Origin of the sequence: Pseudoalteromonas sp. SG44-17, from assembly GCF_014164235.1 — a bacterium.
GTDB lineage: Bacteria > Pseudomonadota > Gammaproteobacteria > Enterobacterales > Alteromonadaceae > Pseudoalteromonas > Pseudoalteromonas rhizosphaerae.
Window position 1 is genome coordinate 1 of record NZ_JACJEV010000036.1, and the last position, 13,481, is coordinate 13,481.

Below are 13,481 nucleotides of genomic sequence, written 5' to 3' on the forward strand. Positions count from 1 at the left end.
TTCTAATTTGATTGCAGCAGAATACGTTGCGCGTTTTAATTTCGTCATTTTTTCACCCAAATTTGTATGCTTATTAGCATAACATTTCTTTCTTAATGGGTGGCCAAATTAACTATGCCACTACAGATTGGACTGCCGTTAAAGCACCAAGAGGATTAAACGAAAAAATATTTCATGTGTGGATCCATAACCGTAAAATAGTGGATCGCATTGCATTAAGCATCAGTGGTGGGCGAGAGCAAGGTTACAGAGCATGGACGCACAAAGTCAACTTTCCTGCAAACTCTGTTGGTAAGTGGCAAGTACACGTTGTCACTGAGTCAGGACAATTGATTGGTTTAACTAAATTTACGGTTTTGTAGCTATATGTTTTTAAAAATTATACTACAAGGTTTTATTTAATTGGTAGTAAGTATTAAACAGGATCATTCATTCTCTATTGTCTAGTTAAATACTTGTTAAATGAAATTTTCTAAAGGAAGTATTTTGACTCTTGTAAAAAAATCATTAGGAAGCGCTGACATAATATTATTTTTCCACTGATCCATTAACCTAGACATTTCTACTTTGTTATTCTTATTTAAAGGTGCAACTATAATTACATATTGGCCTGCTTCTACTGCAAATGAAGCAGGAATATCTGATAGCTTATCTCGTACTGAATTCATTATATGCAAAGAATCTTTATATTTTGATAATAGTTCTGAATTTATTGTTTTGTGGAGTTCCTTTAGAAGTCTTCTTTTATAACTTTTGTCTAAATCACTACCTTTTATTTCAGTTTCTTGTTTCTTTAGTTGATTGCTTTGACGAAATAAATCACTAAATTCAATATAAAGTAAACCTTCGTTATCGCATTCATGAAAATAGTCTACAGACTTTAATTCATGTAATTTACAGTATACTTTTATTCCTATTTCACCATCTACTTTGAATCCACTTTTAGGAATTTTAATCTTACTATGCTCAGGGAATTCATGATCCATGGCTTCTAGAAACTTATTAATACTTTCCATTATCACTTAATCCCAGCTTTCTAACATCATTTCATAAAATGGACGACCTAGATCTTCTTTTATTTCGGCGATAGATTTCAATGGTGGCGCACCATCATTTATAGAAACTCCATCATTTTGTAATCTATTAATGGCGAAGTGCTCTTCAATCTCACTTTCAGATAGATCTTCCATTATGTTTTCAATATATTTCATCATGTCAATGCTGTGGCTTGTTATAACAATATTGACACCTGAGCGACTAAGCTTATAGAGAACTTGTACCATTAGCTTTTGCCAAGCTGGATGTAAATTTATTTCTGGTTCATCTACAAAAATAAAGCTTCCTTCAGAAATTACATTTCGTTTTAGTAGAAGGCCAATTAACCCTAAGTTTGTAATCCCAGTTGCAGTTAAATTGAGATTTAGGCTACGAGAAGAGTTCAGTTCTTTATAGAAAATATCGCCACTATCACTAACATTTAGTTCACCACCAAGAGTATCTTTTAAGGCTGACTGTATTTCTAATATTTTTGAGTCTTTGTTTTGAGACTTTATATTTTTTTCGATTAATTCTATCAAATCATAAAAATACTTTGGAACACCATTCAAGCCATCAGTATTTCTATGTAAAGCAAAGAACGAACCGCTTAAAAACCTTTCATTAACTTTTTGAAGGGGCTTTCTTAGCTTCCAGTAGATAGGTGACTCTATAAAAACAACATTATAAAGAGATTGAAATTGATTAACACTCTCGGTGTTTAATGTAAAAGAAATCGATTCACCCGTTAGTGATATTTTTCCTAATTCACCAAAATCAAAGGAAGCTACTTTATCTTCACAATTATGATTTTTTAGATCAGATAAGTTGGGGGCTTGAAAATTCTCTTTTAGTGCTTCAGTAAAGCCTTTTTCAATATTTGTTCCTAAAATTTCATTAGGTGATTGAATTGTTTCGGAAAATCGGTCTAAGTTTCTCTGGATTAATTTGAGCCTACCCTCTAAGTTTTCGTATTTTTTTATATTACTAATTTCACTTCGTAAATCTGATAATGATTGATCAAAAAAAGCAACTAAATCTTCAAGTATTATTAAGCGTGATTTCTGCTCTGTAAAGGTGCAGCTACCAACTTCTTTTACTATAGTATCTTCAACTTCCTTAATTAAAATTAGTAGTTTTCGATGCATTTCCATTACTTTATTACTTGGATTGGAAGCTGTGTGGGGGGCGGATATAAGAAGCTTTCTTATTTGTTGCAAAGATAAAATAGAGGTATTTGTAACATGATCTTTATTTATAGTACTAAAAAAGCTGTATAGAGCTCTCGATACGAAACTTTTCCCAGATGCATTTGCCCCACCGATTACAGTAAATGGAGCAATTTTAATATGAGCACTTTTTATCTTACCAAAGTTTTTTATACCAACATTTAGTTTCATCTGATTATATTAACACTCGCGTCCGTCATTGTAATATTTAGTTAGTTTTCTTACCTAATCATGAATTGAATTTCTAGGCAAGCTTTTACTTAAAAAGCATTCTACATCAACATGTCTGTAAGAAACACAAATTATATGCATAAATAAGAAGTAGAAGTATTTTTAAGTGGCTGAAGTTCGATTAGGAAAGTTGATAAGGGTTTTTCCCTTGCGAGACCAACACACAAAATATTCGTAAATCTAATTCGAGTTGATGGTAGTTTGGCTCCATGTGGCAGCACAGGGCGTAAAAGCTTTTGTTGTGGTCTTTTTCCTTAAAGTGGGCGAGCTCGTGTACTACTAAAGCTTTGAGTAATTCCTCTGGTGCACGCAGTAAATCACTGTTGATGGCTAAATCGTGCTTGCGGGTTTTACCTTGCATACGATACGTATGAGTACCTAGCGCATTAGTGACCATATCGCCTTGTTTTTTAAACGCGGCGCGGCCAAACGGTGGCGCATTTTTTAAATAGCGCTTTTTAAGCTCAGTGGCGTATGCGTATAACGACTTGTCACTGGTAATATTATGGGAGCTGGGGTATTTTTTAGTTAAATACGCGCCGTGTTTATCATTTTCAATAAGCTGCATTACTTGCGTTACAATTTGCTCTGGATAGCCGCTAAAATAGCGTTTAAAATCACTCATTCAATACTTCTTTGTAGTTAATTAATTTTCAAAGCGAGTCAAAAAAGGCTGGCTTGACTGGCTTCTTTTTCACCAGTGAAAGGGTTTAGCACGGGGTGCTGGTAACCTAAATCTTGGCAAAACTCGCGTGCTAATAATGGTGCTTGGCGGTTATCTGCAGTATGAAAAAATACATACGGGTGCTTACCCTCATCAAGCCATTGTTTTACTTTTTTAAGCCACGGTTGGTAATAGCTTTTATAGTCATGATCTAAATCGGCAATCACAAAGCGGGCCATAGGTTGATTGCCTGTTGCAATGGCATGCACGGGTAAATGGGGCTTTTTTTGTTGGGCATCGATGAGTGCTTCAGTGTTCGGCTTAACTGCAAATAATGCGCGGGTGTCCATTGAGATACGGTTGACATTGTTTGCTATTAATAGCTGATTAAAGGCAATTTCGGCTGCGCCTTTCTTAAAAAATTCGGGGTGGCGAACTTCAACGCCGTAGTTTAAACCTGTCGGGAGCTTGGCAATAAACTGTGCTAATAACGGCAGTTGTTTGGGGCTAAAACTACTTGGTAGCTGCAACATGATCTGCCCAACATGAGACAATATTGGCTCGAATAAATTAAACCATGCAGTGAGTTCGTCATCGATATGAGTAAGCTGTAATTCATGACTAAAGCGTCGATGGAATTTAAAAGTAAATTTAAAGTCATTGCCGACAGCATCACGCCAGCGATTTAATGATTCAACACTAGGATCGGCATAAAAGCTGGTATTGCCTTCGACTGAATTAAACACCTGTGCGTATTCGTGCAACATATCGGCATTTTTGCAGTGACTTGATAATAAATTGCCTTTCCATGCGGTACTTGACCACTGCGGACACCCTAAATACAACATAAAACGGTTAACTGATTGTGTGTTTTGGTTAGTATATCAAATCTATAAATTGAAAGCATAGTAGCTGCTGCCGAGCTCGCATTTTCAAGTAACTTGGGTATAATGCTCCCCCTAAAATGATTTATAAATAGTGGCTATTCTCCCTCAAAAACAGCAATTCTTAGGGGAAGCGGCTATTCGTCTTTACACTGACAGGAAAACTATGCGCTCTATATACTGCGGACAGCTAAATAAAACTCACGTAGATCAAGAAGTTGAACTATGTGGTTGGATCAACAAACGACGTGACCTTGGTGGACTTATCTTTGTCGATTTACGCGATAGAGAAGGTTTAGTACAAGTTGTATTCGATCCTGAAGTTGAAGGCTTAATGGATACCGCGAATACATTACGTCAAGAATTTTGCGTACAATTAAAAGGTGTAGTTCGCGCACGTCCTGACAGCCAAATCAACAAAGATATGGCAACTGGTGAAGTTGAAATTTTAGGCACAGGCCTTACTATCATCAACCGTTCAGAGCCATTACCACTTGATTTTAATCAGGTAAACTCTGAAGAGCGTCGCTTAAAATACCGTTACTTAGACCTTCGTCGTTTAGAAATGAGTGACCGTATTAAACTACGCGCTAAAGCTAGCAGCTTTGTGCGTCGTTTCTTAGATGAAAATAATTTCTTAGATATCGAAACGCCAGTACTTACAAAAGCTACCCCAGAAGGAGCGCGCGATTATTTAGTACCGAGCCGTGTTCACAAAGGCAGTTTTTACGCATTACCGCAGTCTCCGCAGTTGTTCAAGCAATTGTTGATGATGTCGGGTTTTGACCGTTACTACCAAATTGTTAAATGTTTCCGTGATGAAGATTTACGTGCTGACCGTCAGCCTGAGTTTACTCAAATCGATATAGAGACCTCGTTCATGAGCTCTGCTCAGGTACGTGGTATCACAGAAAAAATGATCCGCGAAATGTGGCAGCAATTGCTAGACGTGGATTTAGGCGAGTTCCCAATCATGCCTTACGCTGAGGCAATGAGCTTGTATGGTTCTGATAAGCCTGATTTACGTAACCCAATGACATTAATTGACGTTGCCGATTTAGTAAAAGACGTCGAGTTTAAAGTTTTTTCTGGTCCTGCCAATGATGAAAAAGGCCGTGTTGCGGTATTAACAGTACCAGGCGGTGCATCACTTTCGCGTAAGCAACTAGATGACTACACTAAATTCATCGGCATTTACGGCGCGAAAGGGCTTGCGTGGATGAAAGTAAACGACCGTGCAGCAGGCGCTGAAGGCGTGCAATCGCCAATCGCTAAGTTCTTAAATGAAGAGGTGATCAACGAACTTCTTGCACGCACTAACGCACAAACTGGCGACATCATTTTATTCGGTGCTGATAAACGCAACACAGTAAACGAAGCTATGGGCGCGCTACGTATTAAGATTGGCCTTGATTTAGAGATCACTAATCTAAATAGCTGGGCTCCGCTTTGGGTTGTTGACTTCCCAATGTTTGAAGAAGACGACGAAGGTACATTGCATGCTGTTCATCACCCATTTACAGCACCAAAAGATGTAAATGCAAGCGAACTTGAAGCAAACCCAGCAGCGGTTATTTCAGATGCATACGATATGGTACTAAATGGCTACGAAGTAGGTGGTGGTTCGGTACGTATTCATAATACAGATATGCAAGAAGCAGCATTTAGAATCCTAGGTATTGATGCACAAGAGCAGCAAGACAAGTTTGGTTTCTTACTTGAAGCGCTAAAATACGGTACGCCACCACATGCTGGTTTAGCGTTCGGTTTAGACCGTTTAGCAATGCTACTGTGTGGTACTGATAACATTCGTGACGTGATTGCTTTCCCTAAAACAACCCAAGCGTCGTGTTTGTTAACTAACGCACCAAGTAAAGCAAATGCAGATTCGCTTACAGAGCTTGCTATTAGTGTTGTTGAAAAAGCTGAAAAATCAGCAGAATAAGCAATCCGATAAGTGATTTGTTGAAAACCCTTAGGCTCATACCTAGGGGTTTTTTCATTTAGATGTGTAGATAATTTTATTAGAGGATTTTATGGCTGTGAGTTATCAATTTTCACAAACAGACTACTACGACCAGCATTTTTCAAACTGCATGGCTAATACGCAGCGCTTTAGTGACATTGAGTTTGAACAGTGCCAGTTTATTGAATGTGATTTTAGTCATAGTCAATTTAGTAATTGTCGTTTTATTGAGTGCGAATTTATTAACTGTAATTTAAGCGATTTAAATTGGGGCTATAGTTCGTTAGAAGAAGTCTGCTTTGTTGATTGTAAGCTCAACAGTATTCAATGGGCGCAGGTAAATTGGCCACAATTGGCACTTACGTCATCGGTGAGTTTTAAAAATTGCCAACTTAGTCATAGCTCGTTTTATGAGTTACAGTTAAAAGGCTTGATCATGATTGACTGTTTTGCCAAAGATGTTGATTTTAGACAGGCTAATTTAGCTACCAGTGATTTTAGTAACACTGACTTTAGAGATAGTCTATTTCTGCAAACAAACTTGAGTAAAGTAAACTTTGTCGGGGCGATGCATTTTAATATTGATATTAAAAATAATAATGTTAGCCGGGCTAAGTTTGAGCGCTTTGCAGCGTTAAACTTACTCAGCGGACTAGATATCGAGCTGGTAGATTAGCCGTTATGACACGGCTAATCTAATGCATAATTAGCAGGCAGGACCATTTTTATTTCGTGCGCTGGCAAGTGCGCGGGCAATTTCAAGTAATGCAGGGGAAATATCACTGGCGCCATCTTTGATGAGTTTTGATACATCACCTGATGAATACAAACTATCGCGTGGTGATTTAATGCCTAATTCACGCACAAAATCTTTAGTCTTGCCAGTGCTGCCTGTTTCGATGAATTTAAAAATAATACGCTCGTTATTATTTTTTGGCTCTGTTTCTAGCGTTTCGATTTCATCTTGATACGCTTCAATTCTGCTTTGTAAAATATCGATACGTTCTTCGATGCTGTTGTATGATTTCATGGATAGGTTCTTTTCTAAATAGACGTTAGGACAATACGACTATTATCGCATAAATTTATAATAATTATTTTTTTCTTTAAAACTCTTCTGCTGTTTTAGGTACCTCGTTTTATTGCAATTAATATTCAAAAGCTTAAAGTACTTTATAATTTAAATAAAATAAGTCGAGCAAATTAATGCCACTACCTTTTAAGTACCTTGTGAGCTTCTTCTTTCTCATAGTCAGTGCCGTCGCCAGTTCCGCAACAAACAGCGAAATGATTGTTGATAAAGCGCGTGACCGCGCGATCCCGATCAGTATTTCATTACCAGCATATAACGAGCATTGTAGCCAACAAACAAAATGCTCTGTGGTATTTATTAATGCCGGATATGGTATTGCGCATACTGACTATCAGTTTGCGGCTGATATATTTACAGCTAAGGGCTATTTAACTATTGCTGTAGCCCATGAATTAGACCGCGATCCTGCGCTCAACCGCACGCCACCTTATATGGCCACTCGTATGGAAAACTGGCATCGTGGTGTGGTCACTCTAAAATTTTTAGTGACTGAGTTGAGCTTTCGCTACCCAGAGTATGATTTTACGCGGTTAACGTTATTTGGCCATTCTAATGGCGGTGATATAGCCGCGCTTTACGCGGCGATTTATCCTAAGCAAGTGAGTCAAATTATTACGCTTGATCATCGGCGTATGTTGTTACCTCGCAATAATAACATTCGGGTTTTAACGCTTCGTGGCAGTGATTACCCTGCGGATAATCAGGTATTACTCAATGAAGATGAATTAGCACAGTATCCGGTTACGCAGATTGCGATAAAGAACTCACGCCATAATGATATGTATGATGGCGGACCTAAGTGGTTAGTAGAGCGGATGAGTAAAGAAATCAAAGCGTTTGTTGCAAACTAAAATAATAAAACTTAGCGCGTAAACATATTAAGTTGCCACTCTTACGCGCTTGATAGTTATTTTACCAGCTCACTTACAATCAGTGGGTTGTTATGCAGGGTTTTATGCACAGGGCATTTGTCGGCAATTTCTAATAGGCGCTGGCGCTGAGCGTCACTCAAATCACCCACTAAGGTGATTTTACGGGTGATGGCTTCGAGTTTGTCGGTTTGCTCGCAGTTATCGCAATCGGCGTGATAATCACGGCTGTGGTTCAGTTCTACCTTTACGTGTTCAAGTGGCAAGTTTTTACGACTTGCATACATACGTAAAGTCATCGCTGTGCATGCACCAAGTCCAGCAAGTAAATGGTGATAAGGGTCTGGGCCTAAATTATTACCGCCAACACTTAGTGGTTCATCGGCAAGCCAAGTATGATCCTTGGTACTTACATGCTGAGTAAAGACATGATCTTTCTCTTCAACTAATACATTGCCGCTGCTAAGTTTGGCACTGTACTTGTTTTTATCAAAATCCACATAACGTTTTGCCCATGATGCTATAACGTCTGCTGCGTAGTCTGCATCGTCTTTGTTAGTGAGTAAGTGGTCGGCGTTATCCAGGCTAATAAAGCTTTTTGGATGTTTAGCAGCGGCGTAAATTTTTTCAGCTTCGTTAATACTTACCGTGGCATCAATAGGGGAGTGCATTACTAACAATGCTCGCTTTAATTTACTGATATGGCTGCGGTCGTAATTGGCAATGTCGTCCACAAACTGTTTTTTAATGGTAAATTCTCGCCCTGCTAAATTTACCTTGGCTTCGCCCTTGCTATTAATTTCATCTAGATGAGCGGCAAAGTTATGCGCTACATGTTGCGCATCTGATGGTGCGCCTATGGTGGTAATGGCTTGTACTTCAGCAATGTGTTCAGCAGCTGCAAGTACCGCTGCGCCCCCTAAACTATGACCAATTAATAATTGTGGCGCTTTAAAGTGTTCACGTAAGTGATCTGCTGCGGCAATTAAATCTTGGATATTTGATGAGAAATTACTGTTGGCAAAATCACCGTCGCTATTACCAAGGCCAGTAAAATCAAAGCGTAATACCGCAATGCCTTGTTGAGTGAGTGCTCGGCTAATTCGACTTGCTGCGGCTATATCTTTACCACAGGTAAAACAATGGGCAAACAAGGCATAAAATTTAATATCACTGGCGGGTGTTTCAAGCTGACCGGCGAGTGTTAAATCACCACTTTTGAACGAAATTTTTTGGCGCATAGGTTACCTTTGCTTAATGAAAGAGGTTAGTGAAGAATAGACCATTAAAGTGCGTTTATAATTACAGTTGTTTTGGCGTTTTATCCACAATAGCAACATTTTGATTTGCATCAAGTAATAAACGCTTACCCAGCTAAAGAGGACATAAGTCCTTATGTTTTTTTGCCCGTTTTATTATGCTCGCGAAGCGCTACAATGGAGCAACTGCTATGATTAGCAAAGGCTTTTAACAACTTAATTCATTGGATACGAACATGCAATTACCTACCGTTGATTATAAAGCGAGCGATGCGGCCGCTCAATTTGTTGAGTCTCTTAGAAATACGGGCTTTGGTGTATTAAAAAACCACCCAATTCCACAGTCTCTTGTTGAATCAATTTATAAAAATTGGCAGGATTTTTTTAATTCTGAACAAAAACATGAATTCTTATTCTCTAAAGACACTCAAGATGGCTACTTTCCGCCTTCGGTATCAGAAGTTGCAAAAGGCTTTACAGTTAAAGATATTAAAGAATATTTTCATGTTTATCCAAAAGGCCGTGTACCAGCGCAGTTAGAAGCAGATATTCGCGAATATTATCGTTTAGCCAATGAATTTGCTGCGACATTGTTAAGCTGGGTGCAAGCTGAAGCACCAGCGGATGTGCGTGCTAAGTTTTCAATCGATTTAAAAGATATGATTGCTGATTCAGAGCAAACATTATTACGTATATTACATTACCCGCCGATGACAGGTGATGAAGAACCTGGCGCTATTCGTGCTGCTGCACATGGTGATATTAATTTATTAACGGTATTACCTGCTTCAAATGAGCCAGGCTTGCAAGTACAAAAAACAGATGGCGGTTGGTTAGATGTGCCATGCGATTTTGGCAGTTTAATTATTAACATTGGCGACATGTTGCAAGAAGCGTCAGGTGGTTATTTCCCGTCGACTATTCACCGTGTTATTAACCCTACTGGCAAAGCGTCATCTAAGTCACGTATTTCTTTGCCGTTATTTTTGCACCCGCGTCCAGATGTGGTGTTATCAGCGCGTTATACTGCTGACAGTTACTTACAAGAGCGTCTGCGTGAGTTAGGTGTTAAATAGCATCACTCAAGTGATGATAGCTTTTCAACAGCGGCCACAGTGCCGCTTTTTTGTTTTTTAAGGTTGTGTTTTTTTAGTGAGTTATAGTGTGATGTGGCTAGTTAAATTTGGCTGACGCTATTTCAAACGTGAATATACCATGCATTATTGCGTACGATCGGTATAATGCGCCATTGGCCGATTGGGCCTTAAAATTATTGAGAGAAAATATGAGTTTTGATGGGTTAGGTTTATCACAGTCTTTAGTTAATGCGGTTTTAGAAAAGGGCTATGAAACGCCAACACCAATTCAGGCTCAAGCCATTCCAGCGATCATTGAAGGTCGTGATGTTATGGCTGCAGCGCAAACTGGTACAGGTAAAACAGCGGGTTTCACTTTACCGTTAATTGAGCGCTTATCAACAGGCCAAAAAGCCAAGGTTAACCAAGTTCGTGCTTTAATTTTAACTCCAACCCGTGAGCTGGCATTACAAGTAAGCGAGAACGTTGAAGAGTATGCTAAGCATTCTAATATCAGTTCTTTTGTTGTGTACGGTGGTGTTAAAATCAATCCGCAAATGATGCGTTTACGCAAAGGCGTAGATATTTTAGTTGCTACTCCGGGTCGTTTAATGGATTTGCATAACCAAAATGCCTTGAAGTTCGATAACCTCGAAGTGTTGGTGCTTGATGAAGCTGACCGTATGCTTGATATGGGCTTTATTCATGACATTAAACGTATCATCAGCAAGTTACCGGCTAAACGTCAAAACTTGATGTTCTCAGCGACGTTCTCAGACGATATTAGAGCGCTTGCGAAAGGGCTTATTAATGATCCGGTTGAAATTTCAGTCGCTGCAAAAAATACCACGGCAAAAAGTGTTACCCAATGCGTTTATGCGGTAGATAAAGCACGTAAAACCGCCTTGTTAAGTCATTTAATTCGTACTAATGATTGGCAACAAGTGTTGGTATTTAGCCGCACTAAACATGGTGCAAACCGTTTAGTAAAGCAGTTAGAGCGCGATGATATTGTTGGCGCTGCAATTCATGGTAATAAATCTCAAGGCGCGCGCGTTAAAGCGCTTGAAGGCTTTAAAAGTGGCGAAGTACGCGTACTTGTGGCAACGGATATTGTTGCCCGTGGTTTAGACATTGTTGAACTGCCACATGTAGTTAACTATGATTTGCCTAATGTGTATGAAGATTATGTGCATCGTATTGGTCGTACCGGCCGTGCGGGTGCATCTGGCGACGCAATTTCATTTGTAACACCGGAAGATGCTGATGACTTATACGGTATTGAACGTTTTATCGGTGAATTGATCCCACGTGCAAAAGAAGCTGGTTTTGAGCCAACAAAAGGAGTGCCTGAAAGAGAGCTTGATGCACGGCCTATCAAACCTAAAAAGCCTAAAAAAGCGGGTCAGCCTTTTTCTAAACCTAAGTCTGATAGCAAAAAGCCAAATAATAACGGCGGTAATGGCACCGGCCCACGCCGTGGTGGCTCAGGTAAAAAACCTGCTGCTAAAGCCGCTGGTGAGCAAACACAAAACCCATGGGCTAAGCGTCAATCTGTTGGTGGCAGTGGTCAACGTCGTCGCTCTGGTAATGATGGCGTGAGTAACACGTAATAATATTTTGATAAAAAACGCGCCTAAGCTGGCGCGTTTTTTTATGCTTTTTATTTCTATAATGCTTTAAGATAATTAACTGCTAAGCCAATAAATAAGGTGACGGTGACACTTAAAAGTGTACCGAGCATAACATATTCGGTGAGTTTTTTATCTTTACTGGCACGTAAGTCGCCAAAGCGAAATACCGATTTTGCTGCTAATAAAAAGCCAACGCCAGCCAACTGATCTAGCAAAATAAATGTAAGCATTAATACTCGCTCAAGCATGCCAATACTTTGCCCCGCTGCTGGTAAACTTCCTGTGGAGCTAAACCCGGTAGTGAGACGCTCTAACATCATACGAATGAACACAGCACTGGGACTCAATACCAGTAAATAGCCACATAGCACCCATAATGTAGTGGGGGTTATCAGCCATTGCCAAATGCTGGTAATAAATTCACTGTTGTCGCTCAACCACACAGTCAGTAGTAGTATCACGACAAGATGAGCAAGTTGATCAATGATAAATGGCACAACTCCTTTGTTTGAATATGATTTTGCTAAATCAATTAAGTAGTGGGTCACGATAACAATAGCTGTGGCAATACCGATACGCGAGAGCTCTTGCCAGCCAAAACTAAACTCCCACCAGCTGACAATTGCTGCCGTAGTTAGACCGTGCACTAGCACATGCAAGTACAGTTTTTTAGCACGAAAGTGACGTGTATTACGGTTATTAACCCAACTCATTGGCTGCCAATAAAAATCAGCTAAAATATGACCGATAAATAATGCAACTAATAACAACATAAAACTCATTTTTTTACTCCTATCACGGCATTAGCAATGGCCTGCTCTGCATAGTCTAAAAAACGCTCGATCAACTGATAATGTGCAAGATTAAGTAACTTGGTCACATTCTCACGACTGGTTTTTAATTGTTTAGCAAGTTCACTATGTTGATTGTTTTCTGCGGTTAAATAGACATATAAGGCATTCGCTTGTTTGTGTGTCATTTTGCTCAGGAGCACGTCAATAAAAGCTAGATTAAGGGTTAAGCCATCATTTTTGAGTTCATCAATACTGCTAAGAGTAAAGCGTTGGTTATGGATTTCGTCAAGACCGCGCCCCGATAATGTAAATGCAGAGCCTGTTGCTGTTTTAATATCGGCTCTAGCATTATCTATTTCACCAATGGCAAGGCTTTGGCGAATTTCATAGCCGGTGGCTTTAAGATGTAAGTAAAGCAGCACTGCGACACGGCATACTTGGGGTGGTTGATTTATTTGCACCTGAAAAGCATCGCCTCGATAAATAATACTTTGTCCTAGATGGCGTTGAGTAATTGCTCGCAAACTTTGGTCGAGCTGGTAGAGCATCGCATCGTAGTCGTGCTTTGGAATATGTTGTGATTTGATCACATCACCGCTGATCACCGCAATCATAAATGTCCTTGATTTAAGTTACATAAAGAAAAGTAACCAATTTTGGTTACATGCTTCAATGTAACTAATTTAGGTTACTTGAAAGCTAAATGCAAGGGCTTGAAATTAATCAGGGTATGCTACAGTAGCGTGA

At 39.3% G+C, this 13,481-nt stretch carries 13 protein-coding genes and 1 pseudogene; 6 read left to right on the top strand and 8 right to left on the bottom strand.

The window, feature by feature from the left end; all coding sequences use genetic code 11:
- Nucleotides 1-128: 128 nt before the first annotated feature.
- A pseudogene (locus H5182_RS18700) lies at nt 129-362 on the top strand (DUF2914 domain-containing protein); the annotation flags it as partial.
- Nucleotides 363-458: 96 nt separating this feature from the next.
- Here the strand turns inward: H5182_RS18700 and H5182_RS18705 are convergent.
- The 4 genes from H5182_RS18705 to H5182_RS18720 all read right to left on the bottom strand — a co-directional run bounded on the left by H5182_RS18705 (nt 459) and on the right by H5182_RS18720 (nt 4,007).
- Nucleotides 459-1,016, bottom strand: coding sequence for a hypothetical protein (locus H5182_RS18705; protein ID WP_182760434.1), 558 nt, complete (start codon nt 1,014-1,016; stop codon nt 459-461).
- 6 nt (nt 1,017-1,022) lie between these two features.
- A complete protein-coding gene (locus H5182_RS18710) occupies nt 1,023-2,435 on the bottom strand; it encodes an AAA family ATPase (RefSeq protein ID WP_182760435.1) in 1,413 nt (470 codons plus the stop codon).
- Between the two features lie 181 nt (nt 2,436-2,616).
- Nucleotides 2,617-3,120, bottom strand: a complete 504-nt coding sequence (locus H5182_RS18715; protein ID WP_182760436.1) for a M48 family metallopeptidase — start codon at nt 3,118-3,120, stop codon at nt 2,617-2,619.
- A 38-nt stretch (nt 3,121-3,158) separates the two neighbouring features.
- Nucleotides 3,159-4,007 (bottom strand): DUF72 domain-containing protein, encoded by an 849-nt coding sequence (locus H5182_RS18720; protein WP_149982947.1) that lies wholly within the window; start codon nt 4,005-4,007, stop codon nt 3,159-3,161.
- 202 nt (nt 4,008-4,209) lie between these two features.
- Between H5182_RS18720 and aspS the strand changes: the two genes are divergently transcribed.
- Both aspS and H5182_RS18730 read left to right on the top strand, forming a co-directional pair.
- Nucleotides 4,210-5,988 (top strand): aspartate--tRNA ligase, encoded by a 1,779-nt coding sequence (aspS, locus tag H5182_RS18725; RefSeq protein WP_182760441.1) that lies wholly within the window; start codon nt 4,210-4,212, stop codon nt 5,986-5,988.
- Between the two features lie 151 nt (nt 5,989-6,139).
- Nucleotides 6,140-6,685 carry a pentapeptide repeat-containing protein gene (locus H5182_RS18730; protein ID WP_257326367.1) on the top strand — a complete coding sequence of 182 codons (546 nt, stop codon included), beginning with the start codon at nt 6,140-6,142 and terminating at the stop codon, nt 6,683-6,685.
- 30 nt (nt 6,686-6,715) lie between these two features.
- Here H5182_RS18730 and H5182_RS18735 read toward each other — a convergent pair whose 3' ends face one another.
- The gene (locus tag H5182_RS18735; RefSeq protein WP_182732238.1) at nt 6,716-7,039 is read right to left on the bottom strand and encodes a hypothetical protein; all 324 of its coding nucleotides are present in this window, start codon (nt 7,037-7,039) and stop codon (nt 6,716-6,718) included.
- Nucleotides 7,040-7,215: 176 nt separating this feature from the next.
- On the opposite strand from H5182_RS18735, the gene H5182_RS18740 reads away from it, so the two are divergent.
- Nucleotides 7,216-7,953, top strand: a complete 738-nt coding sequence (locus H5182_RS18740) for an alpha/beta hydrolase (protein ID WP_182760437.1) — start codon at nt 7,216-7,218, stop codon at nt 7,951-7,953.
- A 56-nt stretch (nt 7,954-8,009) separates the two neighbouring features.
- On the opposite strand, the gene H5182_RS18745 is transcribed toward H5182_RS18740, so the two are convergent.
- Nucleotides 8,010-9,212 (bottom strand): bifunctional alpha/beta hydrolase/OsmC family protein, encoded by a 1,203-nt coding sequence (locus tag H5182_RS18745; protein WP_182732236.1) that lies wholly within the window; start codon nt 9,210-9,212, stop codon nt 8,010-8,012.
- A 254-nt stretch (nt 9,213-9,466) separates the two neighbouring features.
- Here H5182_RS18745 and H5182_RS18750 point away from each other — a divergent pair, with 254 nt between their 5' ends.
- Entirely contained in the window at nt 9,467-10,306 is an 840-nt protein-coding gene (locus H5182_RS18750) for an isopenicillin N synthase family oxygenase (protein ID WP_145242335.1), read from the top strand.
- Between the two features lie 209 nt (nt 10,307-10,515).
- Nucleotides 10,516-11,919, top strand: coding sequence for a DEAD/DEAH box helicase (locus H5182_RS18755; RefSeq protein ID WP_182732235.1), 1,404 nt, complete (start codon nt 10,516-10,518; stop codon nt 11,917-11,919).
- A 56-nt stretch (nt 11,920-11,975) separates the two neighbouring features.
- Here H5182_RS18755 and H5182_RS18760 read toward each other — a convergent pair whose 3' ends face one another.
- Nucleotides 11,976-12,722, bottom strand: a complete 747-nt coding sequence (locus H5182_RS18760; protein WP_149982955.1) for a DUF3307 domain-containing protein — start codon at nt 12,720-12,722, stop codon at nt 11,976-11,978.
- Complete coding sequence (locus tag H5182_RS18765; protein WP_145242329.1) at nt 12,719-13,348, bottom strand: hypothetical protein; 630 nt, start codon at nt 13,346-13,348, stop codon at nt 12,719-12,721. The genes H5182_RS18760 and H5182_RS18765 overlap by 4 nt, the downstream gene beginning before the upstream one ends.
- Between the last annotated feature and the right edge of the window lie 133 nt (nt 13,349-13,481).

Excerpts from the sequence above, each read along its gene's own strand:
- H5182_RS18705 (WP_182760434.1), bottom strand. The coding sequence starts at position 1,016 with ATGGAAAGTATTAATAAGTTTCTAGAAGCCATGGATCATGAATTCCCT.
- H5182_RS18710 (WP_182760435.1), bottom strand. The coding sequence starts at position 2,435 with ATGAAACTAAATGTTGGTATAAAAAACTTTGGTAAGATAAAAAGTGCT.
- H5182_RS18715 (WP_182760436.1), bottom strand. The coding sequence starts at position 3,120 with ATGAGTGATTTTAAACGCTATTTTAGCGGCTATCCAGAGCAAATTGTA.
- H5182_RS18720 (WP_149982947.1), bottom strand. The coding sequence starts at position 4,007 with ATGTTGTATTTAGGGTGTCCGCAGTGGTCAAGTACCGCATGGAAAGGC.
- aspS (WP_182760441.1), top strand. The coding sequence starts at position 4,210 with ATGCGCTCTATATACTGCGGACAGCTAAATAAAACTCACGTAGATCAA.
- H5182_RS18730 (WP_257326367.1), top strand. The coding sequence starts at position 6,140 with ATGGCTAATACGCAGCGCTTTAGTGACATTGAGTTTGAACAGTGCCAG.
- H5182_RS18735 (WP_182732238.1), bottom strand. The coding sequence starts at position 7,039 with ATGAAATCATACAACAGCATCGAAGAACGTATCGATATTTTACAAAGC.
- H5182_RS18740 (WP_182760437.1), top strand. The coding sequence starts at position 7,216 with ATGCCACTACCTTTTAAGTACCTTGTGAGCTTCTTCTTTCTCATAGTC.
- H5182_RS18745 (WP_182732236.1), bottom strand. The coding sequence starts at position 9,212 with ATGCGCCAAAAAATTTCGTTCAAAAGTGGTGATTTAACACTCGCCGGT.
- H5182_RS18750 (WP_145242335.1), top strand. The coding sequence starts at position 9,467 with ATGCAATTACCTACCGTTGATTATAAAGCGAGCGATGCGGCCGCTCAA.
- H5182_RS18755 (WP_182732235.1), top strand. The coding sequence starts at position 10,516 with ATGAGTTTTGATGGGTTAGGTTTATCACAGTCTTTAGTTAATGCGGTT.
- H5182_RS18760 (WP_149982955.1), bottom strand. The coding sequence starts at position 12,722 with ATGAGTTTTATGTTGTTATTAGTTGCATTATTTATCGGTCATATTTTA.
- H5182_RS18765 (WP_145242329.1), bottom strand. The coding sequence starts at position 13,348 with ATGATTGCGGTGATCAGCGGTGATGTGATCAAATCACAACATATTCCA.